Source organism: Desulfosporosinus sp. Sb-LF, assembly GCF_004766055.1.
In the GTDB taxonomy this organism is placed as follows: domain Bacteria; phylum Bacillota; class Desulfitobacteriia; order Desulfitobacteriales; family Desulfitobacteriaceae; genus Desulfosporosinus.
In genome coordinates, this window is record NZ_SPQR01000011.1 from 20474 (window position 1) to 35724 (window position 15251).

Genomic DNA, 15251 nt, shown 5'->3' on the forward strand with positions numbered 1-15251 from the left:
AGACATGCAAATGCATTATTAGCGTTATACAGTATTCAGGAAATGAGCGTTGTGAGAAATAATATATGAATTCAGTTAATTATCATTTAGTCTATTTTACCCTAGACTTATATCTCTATATAATTTGACAGAAATGCAATACATTCCTCTATTTATTCATGATTAATCTTGAACTATATATCATAAAGATCCATTCATTCAAGATAAATAACATAGAAACTGATCATAATCTCTTAGAGACATTATATATTTTTAACCAATATATTCCGTACCAGTATGCAGCCCTAACCATTAAAGAGTTTCACCCTAGCGACAGCGCCCATGCAGTCGCACCAAAAAAGCACAACCTCCTAAAAATTAGGGCCGTGCTTGAACCGTTGTGCAAATACCCTTGTGCCGTTGTTTATAATATCTTAGACTTCATTGAAAGATTAAATCGACCTTAAAGAGATCCGTTGCATCCTCGGTTCAAGATCTATTTACCTATTAATTGACTCTCGACATTAAAAATAATCTCACAATCACAAATCCCACCATTTTTCCTAAGCACCTCTAAAATCTCGTTTATTTTTCCACGACTGAACTGCATCTGAGTAAGTATTTGACGGCTCAGGCGGAGGGTATGGTCGCATGTTAATCCTGAGAGTTTTTCATTCAACCTATAAAAAAACATTCTATGAAAAAGAAGGCTCAATAAATCAGAGTCCTTGTTTAAACTTGCCTTCTCATAGTTATACAGAGAGTCATAGTCTAGAGTTATTGTTTGCAATCCTGAGATAATTCTACGATTTACTTCTTCTTTAATTAATTTTCGGTCTTTTAATACTTCATTTTCTGGGGTTACTTGTTCTCTGAGCTCTCTTCGTTTTTCTTTCTTGGCTATTTTTTTACCCCTAGCTAATGGCATGAATATTGCCCCCTGTTTGTTTAGTTGGTGTACCTCATTATATAGGTACTATGAAGTATCATTTGTCCAAAGTCCTATTATAATACTTACTTCGTTGGTTAAAAAAATGAAAGCAGATTTTCATGGGAGCAACATTTAACATCTTCAATTAAAGGATATCCTGGTAAAAAAATCCCTTTGACCTATAGCATATTTTTGTGTATACTAATAATCGTCTGTTGGAGATAATCAGCTGAGTTGCTAGAGCCCCTGCCATACAAGCATAATAAGGTTTTTATCTCAAATGGGTAGGTGGCCGAGTGGTTAAAGGCGACAGACTGTAAATCTGTTCCGCGAGGTACGATGGTTCGAATCCATCCCTGCCCACCAAAACGGGCCATTAGCTCAGTCGGCTAGAGCACCTGACTTTTAATCAGGGTGTCCCGCGTTCGAGTCGCGGATGGCCCACCAATCAATTTGCGGGTGTAACTCAGTGGTAGAGTGTCACCTTGCCAAGGTGAAAGTCGCGAGTCCGAATCTCGTCACCCGCTCCAAAAACGCGCTCGTAGCCCAGCTGGATAGAGCGTCTGACTACGAATCAGAAGGCCGGGGGTTCGAATCCCTCCGAGCGCACCAAGATTTCCAGTTCAATCGAGGTTAATGGCATTATCAAATGCGGGAGTGGCGAAATTGGCAGACGCGCACGCTTGAGGGGCGTGTGGGTAACACCGTACGGGTTCAAGTCCCGTCTTCCGCACCAACTTTAAAGGATTTGGAGAAGTACTCAAGTGGCTGAAGAGGACGGTTTGCTAAACCGTTAGGGTGGGTAACTGCCGCGAGGGTTCAAATCCCTCCTTCTCCGCCATCATACATTCCTCGATAGCTCAATGGTGGAGCAACCGGCTGTTAACCGGTAGGTTGTAGGTTCGAGTCCTACTCGGGGAGCCATGGCAGGGTAGCCAAGTGGTCTAAGGCAAGTGGTTCATACCCGCTCATTCGAGGGTTCAAATCCCCCCCCTGCTACCACATATGCGGGTGTAGCTCAATGGTAGAGCACTAGCCTTCCAAGCTAGCTACGTGAGTTCGATTCTCATCACCCGCTCCATCATCAATATTCTCGCTCATGACAAAATAACAATTTTATAAGATACTTGAAAACACCCTATTGAAATCAATAGGGTGTTTTTTGATAACTATGAAACGAGAAAGACATGCGTTCCGGTCCCATTTCTAGCCAATAGATCTAATTGCTTCAATGATCCGTTTGATCTTAGTTTCATCTTTCAAGCCGTCAGTTTCGGCACCGCTGCTTACATCCACGCCAAAGGGATGACATTCCTCAACTACCTGAGCGATATTGCCACTTTCCAACCCGCCAGCTAGAAAAAACGGTTTATGCAGCGTAGGAATTAATGCGCGATCGAAGGTTTTTCCGCTGCCGCCGTATAGCCCTTTTTGGTAAGTGTCCAGTAAAAGCAGGTCGCAGGACAGCTTCTGTGCCTGAAGAATCTGTTCCGTACTCTGTACTCGTATTGCTTTGATCACGAAGCACGTGGTTTTCTGTTTGAGCGCCCGGATATACTCTTCGGTTTCATTGCCGTGAAGCTGTACTACTTCGATGACTCCCGTCTCACATAGTTCGATAATGGATTGCACCAGTGCATTAGTAAAAACGCCCACTGATTTAATATGAGGATCTAACCCAGCTTTGAGATGGCGCGCCTGTTCAGGCGTCACCTGCCGGCGGCTGTTTGCAAACACAAAACCAATATAGTCAGGCCGCCATCGGTTGACGGCGGCGATGTCCTCTTCCCTTGTTAGTCCGCAAAGTTTGATTTGTGTCATAGGGCTCCTCCCCGCAGTTCTTCGAGCATTTTCCCCTTGTCCGGACTGCGCATCAGGGTTTCCCCGATCAGCACGCCGTTGACGTTGGACTGACGTAGTACATCTATGTCTGCAGCTGTTTGAATTCCGCTTTCCGCCACAAAGAGGATGTTTTCTGGAACGAGTTTTCGAAGGGCCATGCTGTTGCGGATATCCACGGTGAAATCCTTGAGATTGCGGTTGTTAACCCCGATTATTCGCGCCCCTGCTTCAAGGGCTGATTCAATTTCCCTCTCGTCGTGAGCTTCTACCAGCGCGGACAGACCAAGATCGTCACAGAATGAAATATAGTCGCGGATGGTCTGTGTGTCGAGTAGGGCACAAATGAGAAGGACTGCAGACGCACCGATTGTTTTTGCCTCATAGATCTGATAAGCATCCACCGTAAAGTCCTTGCGCAGGACAGGAATGGAAACCGCTTTTTGTATTTGAAAAAGATAGTCATCTCTACCTAAAAAATAGTCTGGCTCAGTTAGCACGGAGATTGCGGCGGCTCCAGCCTGCTCATAGTCTTTGGCAATTTGAAGGTAAGGGAAATCTTGTGCGATTAGCCCTTTGGAAGGGGATGCTCTTTTGACTTCACAGATGAAATTGATGTCCTGTCTATGCAACGCCTTTTCAAACGGAAAGCCTGTCTCTGAACCAATGTTTCTGGCTGCTTTTTTGATTTTTCTAAGAGGGATCTGTGCTTTGTTCTGCTCCACCCTAGTACGGGCGGAAGCTGCAAGTTTATCGAGTATCATGGCTGCACCTCATGGGTCAGTTTGGAAAACTCAGCCAGTTTGGCAGCAGCTTTTCCGCTGTTGATCAGTTCCTCTGCCCTTTGGATGCAGTCCTCGACAGTGCAGTTGTCAATGCCAAGATAGAGCGCCATAGCTGCATTGAGCACCACTACATCACGTTTTGCTCCCTTTTCCTTGCCGCTTAGAATGTCCCGTGTAATTTGGGCATTGTCTTCAGGCATGCCGCCCGCCAGATCCGGTAACTTGCAGCGATTAAACCCAAACTGTTCAGGAGTGATATCGTAGGTCGTTAGTTCACCATGGCGAATCTCGCAGACGTGAGTTTCACCGGTGAGTGTCACCTCGTCCATGCCGTCACAGCCGCTGACCGCTAAGCCGCGCACCACGCCAAGATTCGAAAGCACTTGGGCAAGCGGTTCCACCAGCTTCCGATCGTAAACGCCCATGAGTTGCATGGTGGCTCCTGCTGGATTAGATAGTGGTCCCAAAACGTTGAAGATGGTACGCACTCCCATCTCCCGGCGAACTGGTGCTGCGTATTTCATAGAAGAATGATAGAGCTGAGCGAACATAAAGCAGATGTTACTGTGCTCCAGGATTTTTTCACTCTGTTCGGGGGAAAGGTTCAGGTTGATTCCAAGACACTCTAGTACATCAGCCGCGCCGCTTTTGCTTGATACGCCACGGTTGCCGTGTTTTGCCACTGGTACCCCGCCTGCCGCGACCACAAAAGCAGATGTAGTGGAGATGTTGAAGCTACCCACCCCATCGCCGCCTGTTCCGACAATGTCGATGACCTTGCGCACCGGGTTAATCTTCAGCCCATTTTCACGCATGACGGTCGCGCAGGCCGTAATCTCATCGACTGTTTCTCCCTTCATCCGCAGTATGGCCAGTAAGGCACCCATCTGAGCTTGGGTAGCTGTACCGTCCATCATTTCTCTCATAACCACTTTTGCGGTCTCAAAGTCAAGATCTTTTCCATTTAGTACTTCTTGTATTGCTTGCTGTATCATTTTCATTTTCCTCCTTATAATTCCAAAAAGTTTTCTAGAATTACATGCCCCATCGGGGTCAGAATGGATTCTGGATGAAACTGCACCCCGTAAACGTCATAGTCTTTATGTTTAACTGCCATAACTTCGCCTAGTTCGTCCTCTGCGATTACTTGCAGCTGAGTGCTCATCGTCTCTTTCCGAGCGATCAGGGAATGGTAACGTGCCGCGTCGATCTGTTGCGGAAGCCCTCGGAAGATGGAAAAGGTGTTGTCAATTTGGATGTGACTTTTCTTTCCGTGCATGAGTTGTCTTGCGTGACAGATTTCGGCTCCGTATACTTCACAAATCCCTTGATGTCCTAGACAGACCCCGAGGATCGGGGATTTTCCTGCCAGCTTACGGACGACATCTTCGCAGACGCCGGCGTCTTTCGGGTAGCCCGGCCCGGGTGAAAGAATGATGTGGGAGGGATTTAGAGCTTCGATCTCTTCAACCGTCAGTTCGTCGTTTCGTACAACTCGAATATCTGAGTTAATGCCGCCTGCAAGCTGGACCAGATTATAGGAAAAGCTGTCGTAATTGTCGATCAGTAAAATCATTAGTCATCCACCTCCCCTGCATTGCGGATGGCATTCATCACGGCCAGCGCTTTATTGGCGGATTCCTCATACTCGTTTTCGGGTATGCTGTCCGCCACAATGCCGCCGCCTGCCTGAACATATACTTTTCCATCTTTCTTTACAGCCATGCGAATGGCAATACAGGTATCCATATTCCCTGTGAAATCCAGATATCCCAGCGCACCTCCGTAGATTCCGCGGGGTTCCTTTTCCAACTCCTCAATAATCTCGCACGCCCGGATCTTCGGTGCGCCGGAAAGAGTACCTGCAGGTAACACTACCTCAATGGCGCTGTATCCGTCACGTTCGGGCAGAATGTTGCTTTCTACCCGAGAACAGATATGCATGATTTTTGAGTAACGGTGAATCATCATATATTCCGTGACCTCGACAGAAGAGTACTCAGAAATTTTCCCCAGATCGTTTCTACCCAAATCTACCAGCATATTATGTTCAGAAAGTTCCTTTTCATCAGCCAAAAGCTCCTGTTCCAGTTTCTTGTCCTCTTCCTCCGTTCTCCCCCTCGGGCGGGAGCCCGCCACTGGAAAAGTAGTAAGCCGACCATTTTGCAAGCGCACAAGCGTCTCAGGAGATGAACTCATAATCTCATCTCCGTCGATATTCATATAGACCATATAGGGGGAGGGATTGGTCGTTCTCAATACGCGGTAAGCATTCATGAGGCTTCCTCTGTAAGGCGTGACAAACTGCCTGGAGATAACAGCCTGGAAGATGTCCCCATCCCTGATGTATTCTTTTACCCGCCCCACGATGGAGCAGTATTCTTGTTTGCTCATATTGCAGGTAAATTGCACATTTTTTTCACTCTCGAGTTTTGGCAACGGCTGTGTATCACGTATGATGCCAGCGATGACTTCGAGTTCAGCCATAGCCCGTCCGTAGTTTTTCAGGACATTGTCAGTTCTCATATTGACTACAATGCAGATCTTTTGTTTTAGATGATCATAGGCGATCACCTTGTCAAACAGCATAAGATCAAAATCGTTACAGTCGCCTCGTTTTATATTTAATTTCGGTTCCGTATAACCAATAATGGCATAAGCGAAATATCCTACAAAACCTCCAGTAAAGGGTGGCATATCAGGCATCTTCGGGGATTTATAGTCCTTCTGAATTTCCCGCAGCACTTCCAAAGGGTTATTGGTTTGTATTCTGGTGATATCACCATTCCGCTCGATCGTAACCATTTGTTCCTTACAGGACACTCGCATCAGCGGATCGAATCCCAGAAAGGAGTAACGACCCCACTTTTCTCCCCCCTCTACGCTTTCCAACAGATAGTAGCGTTTGCTAATACCGGACAACTTGCGCAGCAGTGTAATAGGAGTGATAATATCAGCATAGATTTCCCGACATATGGGTATTATGCTGTACTCCTTAGCTAATGTCAGTATTCTTTCACAATCCGGTTTATTCATCATCTTCACCTTATTTCATCGATTACCCTTATTTCAGAAGATAATAGGATGAAACTCCTTCTTTTCAGATTTTAAAGGGTTTTTGAGCAATAAAAAAAGCTATTGCCCCCGTTAAGGGACAAAAGCTTTTAGCTTCTGCGATACCACCCAAATTGGTAAATAAATTACCCACTCGTTTTACACACTATCATGCGCACCCCACTGATAACGGGAGGGTTCCCGTCGACGTCTACTCCCTTTCGGTTTCAAGTCGCCCTCGCAAGTCCATTCAGTGAATTCCTGTATACCGCCTTCCCACCAACCGGCGGCTCTCTGTAATACGTTCCTAAACCTACTTGTCTTGCTCATCGGTTTATATATTTAGTTTTTCGGATTATAAAGCGTATTTGACGCATTAAAAAAGCCTTTGCCCCTGTCAAGGGACAAAAGCTTTTAGCTTCTGCGATACCACCCAAATTGGTAAATAAATTACCCACTCGTTTTACGCACCATCATGCGCACCCCACTGGTAACGGGAGGGTTCCCGTCGACGTCTACTCCCTTTCGGTTTCAAGTCGCCCTCGCAAGTCCATTCAGTGAATTCCTGTATACCGCCTTCCCACCAACCGGCGACTCTCTGTAATACGTTCCTAAACCTACTTCTCTTGCTCATCGGTTTATCTAATGTAATAAAGAATAAACGTTATAGCATTATTTGTCAACCTATTTTCAACTTTTATGATGCAATTTTAACGCAGGGCTCCGCACAATTTCCCCGGATATCTGTGCGAATTTTTCATGGCTTAATGTGCCTGGAAGTAATCTTTTGAAACATCACCAATAGCCCAACGCTAAGTCTATAAATAGAATCAATGTTGAGATTGCCCTCCGCAGACGAATCGAAAAAAACGTTAAGCTTGGATTCTAGTTCCTCTTCTGGTTTAGTGTAACAAAGGAGCATTGGAAGCTTTGGGAGAGGGTGTAACACAAGGGAAATATCAGAAGAGAAACTAGTCTCCACTGGCTTTCCGCTAAAAATACAAATCATGTCCTTAATAAGATCAGGATGGTTATCAGTAAGTTGTTTTAAAGGTTTTTCAAACTTATGTTCGAAATATGAATCCCATATTGTCTTATTACTAAGTTCCCTGAACGGAACCCATTTCATGGAAAGATCATTTCCTGCACTGTCAATAATATAGTTGAGTAATGGTACCGTCACCCATTCATTAATATGGCAGTCAGATGTAATATTCCCCTCAGGATCAACCTTAAAGTCCTTTCCAAGACACTTAATGGTCAACTTATTACCAGAAAGCGTAGCCCCCAATCGTTCCACAGATGCAGAAAAATCAATGGTAGCAACTTTTCGTTTCAACGGCTCGAGTATTTGCTTCAGTTGCTCCTCAGGGGTCGCTTGTTTGATAATTTTCCCATCAAGTTCCTCAATGATCTTGCTCTCCATATGAGGGCATTCGTTGAGCCGTTTTTCTCCCTTTATTACCGCAGCGGCAAACGCCAAGCAGGTCGCCACCCCACACAGTTTACAATTTGTTTTTGGAAGTAACTTGTAAATTTCCAGAGGATTATCTAGTTGTGACATATCGCATTACCCCTTCCAATAGATTCACTGATAAAGCATTTGGGGCATAAAACTTTGTTATAATTCAACGCTAAACGTCTGACAGCGCCAGCGGGGTTGCTTAGCTTGTGTTAACGATTATGAGTAAATATTAAGTCATCTAGGGCACGTTTGGGCACATGATGAATTCCTTGCTGATCTCTCCAGTATTTTATGTCTCCGGATTCACCTAATTTTTCTATGACTACCACCTCTTTTGGTTTACCCAAAGCAATCACAGATACGATTTCAAAATGACCGGGTAAGTTCAGTTCTTGGGCTAGAGCGACACGATCAATCGCATTAAATTGGCAGCCTCCTAACCCTTTTTCGGTTGCACCCAACAAAATGCTCTGAATGGCAATTCCATGGTCCCAGAAGAAACCTTTACTGATTTTTTGATCATGAAGCACGATCACGTAGGCACTAGGCCTCTCCCCTTCTTCTGGCCCGTCCCAGTCTTTTAAGTAACCAGCCCATTTTAATGTTTTGAAAATCCGTTGATTTGTTTCGAGCCTTTGAGATAAAAAGAACTTTAACGATTGGTGGTTCCCACCTGTTGAAGAAAGTCTTGCAAGATCAATAAGTTCTCTTAAGGTCTGCTGACTGACATCTACGTCTTGATAAAATCGGCGATAGGTCCGGTTTTTTTCAATAAGTTCACGAATCATTATCATAGTCCTCCTTGTTTAGCCAAGAGTTACATTTTACATTATTTCTTAGCTTTTGCCTTGAAACCCAAAACCTGCTAAGAGACCCATACTAATATGACTCTTTAGCAGGTTATCTTAAGTCACTCACAAGTTGAAGTAAACTCATTGGGGTTCCGACGTCTAACCTCCCCAATTCAGGGCTACCGAGAATCTGAGCATTTTCATGAGTGGCCATTCGGTAGACTTCCAACTTCGGAATCCCGGCTTGAACCATCCAGTCCATTTCATCATAAAAGCTCTGTGCGTGCGGTACTCGATAAGCACCAGCATCTGTGCCTACACCCAGTCGGACTTTTAAATGATAGGCCTCGCGGATTTTAGTAAGTTGCACCTCCAGAATGCGTTTCAACGTATCGATTTCATGGGAAGAGTAACGATCCGTGGGATATTTCAAGAGATTTCCGATTGGTGCGACCGTTGGGACCCAGGCAATTCCTTTTTCTTTCATACGCTCAAGTTGTCCGGTCTTCATATAATATCCGTGTTCAATCGAATCAACCCCAGCCGTTATGGCCACGGAAATTCCCTCTTCCCCACTAGCATGAGCCATGACGGGTATTCCACGTTTATGAGCCGCCTCGACGACCTCTCCTAACTCCTCAACCGTCCATTGAGTTGGACCTACCCCCTGAAAATCATCAAACTTGATCAATCCTGTCACGACGACTTTGAGTTGATCTATGCCTTGGCCGAAGAAATCAATCTCCTTCTCCCGCCACTCTAAAAGATCTTTGAAGCCACGACCCAAAAAACGACCATACATTCCCGCTCGATTCACAGCCTCATGTACAGATATGACCCTAGGTCCAGACCATACTCCTTCCTTGACCTTTTTTTTTGCCCTCCAAGAAAAGCCGGGTAAGTCACCACCATCTCGAATAGCCACAATTCCCATCTCAAGATAATGCTGCAAAAAACCCTTGATGTTTTCCTCAATCAAGAAAGGCTGAGCCCAATTCTCCAAGCACTGATAAAAATCTAGGCTATCTAACGCTAAATGCACATGGGCATCTATCCATCCAGGCAACAGGAAATAGGAATCCCAAAGCAGTGTCGTTTTAGGGTAACTTTCTAAATGGTCTAAAGGCTGCAAGGAGTTGACCTTACCCTCCTTCCATTTCAGAAGCACCGATTGGGAGCACAAGCCCAGCTCGGGGCTCCAAAACCCTGCGACGACCGCTTCTCCTTCATAAGGAATCTCGAAAAATTTTTGTTCTGCACTGCACGAAATATTCATTACCCTATACGTCAAGCGTGTATTTCAAGGTTGTTGTTATAACATCCATGTTCATAATCTGCTTCCTTTCATGAGCGTAAAAATCTCTCAACTATCCCCTTGATTTTTCATAGGTAGACCCAATGCCCTTTGCCATGCTCCCTTCCATCATAGATATCTCAGATGGATAGAGATGGCTCCCTAAATAAAGGTATTCGCCATATACTTCAATTTTCCTACTCATTTTTCTATTAAAACCTGCTTTTGTGTGGGCTCTTAATTAGATGCGAGTATTCGGTTGTTTTTCTGATTGGTGAACCTGCTTCACTTGATGATTCAATGGGGGTTCATGAATTGTGCTGAATTAAAAGTAATCTGTAAGGGGTGGAATACATGTCCGAACAATCGATCTTATCGTTAACCAATCTAGATAAACAATATGCACAATTTCTCACCTCAAGATTAATGATAAAGACTTCCCTAATATAAGAATCAAAACTTTAATGATTTTTGATGTTTTTGATAAAGAGCCACCATTTTAAACGTGGCTTTTATCCCACAGTCTCGTCGTCTTATTTTTTCGTACCCGTATAAATGAAGACCGCATCTCTTAGGAATTCTGCAGCGCCCGGTTGTTTTTCATCATAGTATGCCGTAAATCTTGGATCATCCACATACATTTGAGCAAGTCCAGCATGGGCGTCTTTTGAATAGCTATCCCAATAATAGCATAGCCACTGACGATGGAGATCTGCTGTTTTTTGAGCGAGTTTTCCAGCAGGGTCGCCCGTTTTAAAAGCAGAATGTAGGGTTTCGATAACCTCATTAGCAAGCTTCGTTACTTCGTCGTATTGCTCTCGCGACATACTCGCAACTTTTTGATTTGACTTCTTAATCGTTTCATCGTCATATTTCTCGCGAATTTCCTTGCCATACTTTGCTTCATTGTCATCCACGAGTTTTTGCTTAAAGCCTTCAAATTTTTCTTTATTCGACATGATAATTCTCCCTTCGGTTAGCGAAATAGTCTTATCAATATTGGAAAGTAACACATTCAACTGCACTCTTTTTTCAAGAAGCTTCTCACGATGTTCTCTCAGTGCCTTTGCACCGTCGAAAGAAGGTGCTGTCATAATAGCTTTAATAGTTTCTAAGCCCACGCCTAACTCTCTATAAAAAAGAATTTGTTGCAACCGATCAACTTCAGCTTGACCATAAATTCGATACCCTGACGAGCTAATTCTTGCCGGCTTAAGAATTCCTATCTCGTCATAATATCTCAGAGTACGAGTACTTACACCCGCCATTCGACCTAATTTTTGCACCGTGTATTCCATGTGATCACCTCCTGACAAAATTACTATACACCTTTACGCTGCGTCAATGTAAAGAGGTGTTTTAGATGTTTCTTTAAACTTAAGAGAAATTGACTTTTAATAAGGATTCGTTTATAGGTAAAAAGTATGATAGATTAGTCTTTCCTAATATGGCTTCTAAGAAATCCGCCCAGAACCGGGCGGAAAACAAGTTTGCAAAGACAAAACCGCTGGCATAAAGTCCAGCGGTCTACTTCTAATTCTCCACTCCTAAGGATTCACGCAATAACTGCCAAGCTCCTTGCCGAAAGGGCGTTGTTAAAACTCCCAAGGATGCCATTATACAATCTTTATCTAACAACATAGCTATGCTCCCTTGAGGAAATAAATCATCCTTCATTCCTTGAATGCTTCCCCTCATAATTTCAAGGCCATTCGGTAACTGAGTCAGTGCCACACCTGTTCCAACGATCCATCGAATCTTTGTTAAATCCCGTCCCGCGACGCTCGTAACTTTACCACCCGCCTCATTATCATTATAAGATCGTCCACTATGCCGTTGTAACACAATGGTCACTGCCGCTGCAGTTAACTCCGCGCTAAGGGCTATTTCTTCCGGCGTCTCAGGCCTAGATTTTAAGAGTTTTTCCCAGTCTTGACCATGATGCTCCTTAATCTTATTTTCACCTATGAGTTTAACTAACGCCAAAGCGTTAATAAAAATGCCTAGATCTTCTCCTACCGTTCGTTGCGCTAATGGTTCCGACATCAAGGTTACCGAGTATACATCCGTAGATTCACTTCCAACATCAAGGACTAAGACATCTCCTACTTCTTCATAAATCAGTTGAACAGCCTTCATGATTGCTCTTGGAGTTGGCAATATCCTACCAGTGACAATCTGCAAACTATCCTGAATTTCCAGAGCATTAAGAGTATTTTGTCCATTGCCCTCCTGAACGTTGCGCCATGTCGATGCCGAACTCGTAGCATAAAATGGAATTTTACCTAAAGAACCAACTGGCCCAATATCTTTTTCTAAATCTGTTACAGCCAATCTTATTCCAATTTCGACATCCCCATCGAGTAGTGTCGTCGGAGAAACCCCTTGGCCAAGTAACCTAGGATTCTCCGTATCTAAATCACTAAAGGCATTTACAACCGTCATCTCACTCCCAATTTCGGACACTAAAACCTTTTGCATATTTCTTCTCCCTCACTTTGGCAATTTCTAGGTAGATATTATAGTGCCCTGAAAATTAAAAAGCTTGCAAATACTATTAAAGACTGTGAGGATGCCATTCTTGACTTTTCGAGCGCCTTTTGCGCGGTGTAAACCAATTTTAATATAAAATTCCAGGAAAGTTTATAACCGGTATTTTATCCAACAACTTGTACTATTTTTCTAGGTAGTTAGCATGTATACTTCACTTTGCGGGCCTTGAAAGCAACTAGTAACATGAAAGGGGTCTTTCAAGTGAAAAAATGCATTATTTTAATGACGTTAGTCTTAACAACTATAATCTCCTCATCTTCAGTAACCCAAGCCGCAACATTAACGGTTGGGACAACCGGTACGGAAATCCGCATTTTGCAATCAGAGCTCCAAACCTTAAATTATGATCTTGGGTCAGTGGACGGTATTTACGGAAGTAAAACCAAAGTTGCTGTTCAGAAGTTTCAACAGGATAACCATTTATTAGCAGATGGAATTGCCGGGCCACAAACACAAGAAGCCTTAAAAAAAGCAACTATTTCACCTCAGGAAAAAACTACTACGCAAATCATTAGTACTGCCAAAGGTTTCTTAGGCGTTCCCTATAAATGGGGAGGCACTACTCCTGAGGGCTTTGACTGCTCTGGCTTTACACGTTATGTTTTTGCTAGCCATAATATTTCTTTGCCACGTGTTAGCCTTGATCAATACGGAGTCGGTACCCCAGTGGCCTTTAGCGATCTCATTCCAGGTGACCTGGTTTTCTTTAACCTTACCTCTGGAACGCAAATTAGTCATGTAGGCATCTATATTGGGAATAATCAATTCATCAGTGCAACTAGTAGTAAGGGAATTGCTATTTACAGCTTTACTCCTTATTGGGCCAACGTATATGTCGGGGCCAAACGTATGTTGTAAAGCCCATTACCTGAAATAAATTCAGAAGACATGCTCTAAGATATTAGAAACTTTAGCAGGCAGCATTTACCCTCTCTTTAATTTTTTAGAAGAGGCCCATAATCCATTTTAGTAGTGGATTATGGGCCTCTTACATCAGTTTTAATTCACCCTTGTCATAAACTTCAAGAGCTTTAACCTTTATATAAAATTATCTCATCAGAATTTGTCGTAGACCAAAATTTGTTCTACGGGAAAACGGCCACTTCCATGAGCCGGCTCTGAAGCATAGCCCAACGTGACCAATAAAGTAGGAATATATCGATCGGGAATTTCTAATATAGTCCGGACGGCTTGAGAATCATAGCCGGACATCGGGCAAGAATCAATCCCTTCCGCTTTGGCAGCAAGCATCAATTGCATCGCCGCATACGAGGAATTCTGAAGGGCGAGTTGAACGCCCGCATTTGGAACATTATCGTAGACGTTTTTAATATTATCCATGATATTTTTCCCGGCTGATTCAGGCATATATCCAGCATTTACCGCCGCCGAGTATATTCCCTCAGCGTTCAAGTTGGCTTGGGTATCTCCTAAGATGACGATAGAAGCTGCCGCATCTTTTACTTGCTGTTGGCCATAGGCTGCTTCACATAATTTGTCCTTGAGTCTTTGATCCTCCACTACAATGAATTTCCAATGCTGGAGATTCCAAGCAGATGGAGCACTACCGGCAACTTGAATGATCTTTTTCAATACGTCCCTTGTAATTTTCTGATTCGTATACTTTCTTACAGAATGACGTTCATACATAATATCAACGATTGACGGGGTTGACATGTTTTAACTCCTCCTTGAGATTTCTCGTCGAAAAAACCTTTCTATAGTCTTCCATCGTTTGTCAGATTTAATGCTTAAATATTCATAACTAGGGACGTATCAGCGGTTTATATTGATGAGTGAGCTTCTTATTGGCTTCAAAAATCTAGTGGTCACTTTGCTTTCGAGTAAAGACCCTTGTATACTATATTTCAATACAACTGTACTCAAAGCGGTAAGGTTTGAGCATCGACGAAACAATTCTTCTTTGAACCGGATCAATTTAGAAATGGTGCGCTAATCGCTGTTTACTACGGAGTCAGTACATACATAGACGATTAAATGTTAAACAAAAGGAGAGTGGTGTTATGTCTAAATTCAATGAACTCAAACCAGAACAATTTGAGCAAAGTCCGTTTAAGCTTATAGGTAAAGATTGGATGCTCATTACCGCCGAAAAGGATGGAAAGGTGAACACAATGACAGCCTCGTGGGGCGGTTTTGGTGTAATGTGGAATAAAAATGTCGCCTATATTGTAATCCGTCCACAGCGCTTCACCAAGGAATTTATAGATAATTCCAACACATTTTCATTAACGTTTCTTGATAACAGTTTTAAAAAACAGTTAGGTTATCTTGGGACTGTATCGGGCAGAGATGAAGATAAAATCGGAAAATCGAACTTAACAATTCTCCATATGGACGATACTCCGTATTTTGAAGAAGCAGGTATAGCGATTTTCTGCAAAAAATTATATGCGCAAGAGTTCAAACCAGAGTCCTTCATAGCCCAAGAACTAAACAGAGAATGGTATCCGGATGTTGATCATCACACTTTATATATTTCCGAAATCACAAAAATACTTGTGAAGGAGTAACAAAGTAGCTGATGCCAGCACTAAAG

Annotated in this window: 14 protein-coding genes, 9 tRNA genes and 2 other annotated features; of the genes, 11 read left to right on the top strand and 12 right to left on the bottom strand. The window is 43.4% G+C overall.

Annotated features, from left to right (window positions below; genetic code table 11):
• Positions 1-475: 475 nt before the first annotated feature.
• On the bottom strand, positions 476-907 hold the full coding sequence (locus tag E4K68_RS15710) for a DUF2695 domain-containing protein (protein WP_135379877.1): 432 nt from the start codon (positions 905-907) through the stop codon (positions 476-478).
• Positions 908-1192: 285 nt separating this feature from the next.
• Here E4K68_RS15710 and E4K68_RS15715 point away from each other — a divergent pair.
• The 9 genes from E4K68_RS15715 to E4K68_RS15755 all read left to right on the top strand — a co-directional run bounded on the left by E4K68_RS15715 (position 1193) and on the right by E4K68_RS15755 (position 1991).
• Positions 1193-1276, top strand: a tRNA-Tyr gene (locus E4K68_RS15715).
• Between the two features lie 4 nt (positions 1277-1280).
• Positions 1281-1357, top strand: a tRNA-Lys gene (locus E4K68_RS15720).
• Positions 1358-1365: 8 nt separating this feature from the next.
• A tRNA-Gly gene (locus E4K68_RS15725) sits at positions 1366-1440 on the top strand.
• Between the two features lie 5 nt (positions 1441-1445).
• Positions 1446-1522, top strand: a tRNA-Arg gene (locus tag E4K68_RS15730).
• Between the two features lie 39 nt (positions 1523-1561).
• A tRNA-Leu gene (locus tag E4K68_RS15735) sits at positions 1562-1646 on the top strand.
• A gap of 14 nt (positions 1647-1660) precedes the next feature.
• Positions 1661-1751: transfer RNA gene (locus tag E4K68_RS15740), tRNA-Ser, on the top strand.
• An 8-nt stretch (positions 1752-1759) separates the two neighbouring features.
• A tRNA-Asn gene (locus tag E4K68_RS15745) sits at positions 1760-1834 on the top strand.
• A gap of 1 nt (position 1835) precedes the next feature.
• Positions 1836-1912: transfer RNA gene (locus tag E4K68_RS15750), tRNA-Met, on the top strand.
• 5 nt (positions 1913-1917) lie between these two features.
• Positions 1918-1991, top strand: a tRNA-Gly gene (locus E4K68_RS15755).
• 125 nt (positions 1992-2116) lie between these two features.
• Here the strand turns inward: E4K68_RS15755 and E4K68_RS15760 are convergent.
• The 10 genes from E4K68_RS15760 to E4K68_RS15805 all read right to left on the bottom strand — a co-directional run bounded on the left by E4K68_RS15760 (position 2117) and on the right by E4K68_RS15805 (position 12619).
• A complete protein-coding gene (locus tag E4K68_RS15760) occupies positions 2117-2731 on the bottom strand; it encodes a phosphoribosylanthranilate isomerase (RefSeq protein ID WP_135379878.1) in 615 nt (204 codons plus the stop codon).
• Entirely contained in the window at positions 2728-3513 is a 786-nt protein-coding gene (gene trpC / locus E4K68_RS15765) for an indole-3-glycerol phosphate synthase TrpC (protein WP_135379879.1), read from the bottom strand. Before trpC ends, E4K68_RS15760 begins: the two co-directional genes overlap by 4 nt.
• Positions 3510-4529: an anthranilate phosphoribosyltransferase gene (gene trpD / locus E4K68_RS15770; protein ID WP_135379880.1), complete on the bottom strand. Its 1020-nt coding sequence runs from the start codon at positions 4527-4529 to the stop codon at positions 3510-3512. Before trpD ends, trpC begins: the two co-directional genes overlap by 4 nt.
• A gap of 14 nt (positions 4530-4543) precedes the next feature.
• Positions 4544-5110 carry an aminodeoxychorismate/anthranilate synthase component II gene (locus E4K68_RS15775; RefSeq protein WP_135379881.1) on the bottom strand — a complete coding sequence of 189 codons (567 nt, stop codon included), beginning with the start codon at positions 5108-5110 and terminating at the stop codon, positions 4544-4546.
• Positions 5110-6570 carry an anthranilate synthase component I family protein gene (locus E4K68_RS15780; RefSeq protein ID WP_135379943.1) on the bottom strand — a complete coding sequence of 487 codons (1461 nt, stop codon included), beginning with the start codon at positions 6568-6570 and terminating at the stop codon, positions 5110-5112. Before E4K68_RS15780 ends, E4K68_RS15775 begins: the two co-directional genes overlap by 1 nt.
• 111 nt (positions 6571-6681) lie before the next feature.
• Positions 6682-6927 (bottom strand) — a binding site (T-box leader).
• A 58-nt stretch (positions 6928-6985) separates the two neighbouring features.
• Positions 6986-7231, bottom strand: a binding site (T-box leader).
• Between the two features lie 114 nt (positions 7232-7345).
• Complete coding sequence (locus tag E4K68_RS15785; protein ID WP_135379882.1) at positions 7346-8152, bottom strand: DUF3786 domain-containing protein; 807 nt, start codon at positions 8150-8152, stop codon at positions 7346-7348.
• Positions 8153-8262: 110 nt separating this feature from the next.
• Positions 8263-8841: a nitroreductase family protein gene (locus E4K68_RS15790; RefSeq protein WP_135379883.1), complete on the bottom strand. Its 579-nt coding sequence runs from the start codon at positions 8839-8841 to the stop codon at positions 8263-8265.
• A gap of 112 nt (positions 8842-8953) precedes the next feature.
• On the bottom strand, positions 8954-10120 hold the full coding sequence (locus E4K68_RS15795) for an amidohydrolase family protein (protein ID WP_135379884.1): 1167 nt from the start codon (positions 10118-10120) through the stop codon (positions 8954-8956).
• Between the two features lie 551 nt (positions 10121-10671).
• Entirely contained in the window at positions 10672-11436 is a 765-nt protein-coding gene (locus E4K68_RS15800) for a MerR family transcriptional regulator (RefSeq protein WP_135379885.1), read from the bottom strand.
• Between the two features lie 235 nt (positions 11437-11671).
• A complete protein-coding gene (locus E4K68_RS15805; protein ID WP_135379886.1) occupies positions 11672-12619 on the bottom strand; it encodes a glutamate mutase L in 948 nt (315 codons plus the stop codon).
• Positions 12620-12913: 294 nt separating this feature from the next.
• On the opposite strand from E4K68_RS15805, the gene E4K68_RS15810 reads away from it, so the two are divergent.
• Positions 12914-13549: an NlpC/P60 family protein gene (locus tag E4K68_RS15810; protein ID WP_135379944.1), complete on the top strand. Its 636-nt coding sequence runs from the start codon at positions 12914-12916 to the stop codon at positions 13547-13549.
• Between the two features lie 198 nt (positions 13550-13747).
• Here the strand turns inward: E4K68_RS15810 and E4K68_RS15815 are convergent, their stop codons facing one another.
• Positions 13748-14368 (bottom strand): nitroreductase family protein, encoded by a 621-nt coding sequence (locus E4K68_RS15815; protein ID WP_135379887.1) that lies wholly within the window; start codon positions 14366-14368, stop codon positions 13748-13750.
• Positions 14369-14715: 347 nt separating this feature from the next.
• Here E4K68_RS15815 and E4K68_RS15820 point away from each other — a divergent pair, with 347 nt between their 5' ends.
• On the top strand, positions 14716-15225 hold the full coding sequence (locus E4K68_RS15820; RefSeq protein WP_135379888.1) for a flavin reductase: 510 nt from the start codon (positions 14716-14718) through the stop codon (positions 15223-15225).
• Positions 15226-15251: the final 26 nt, after the last annotated feature.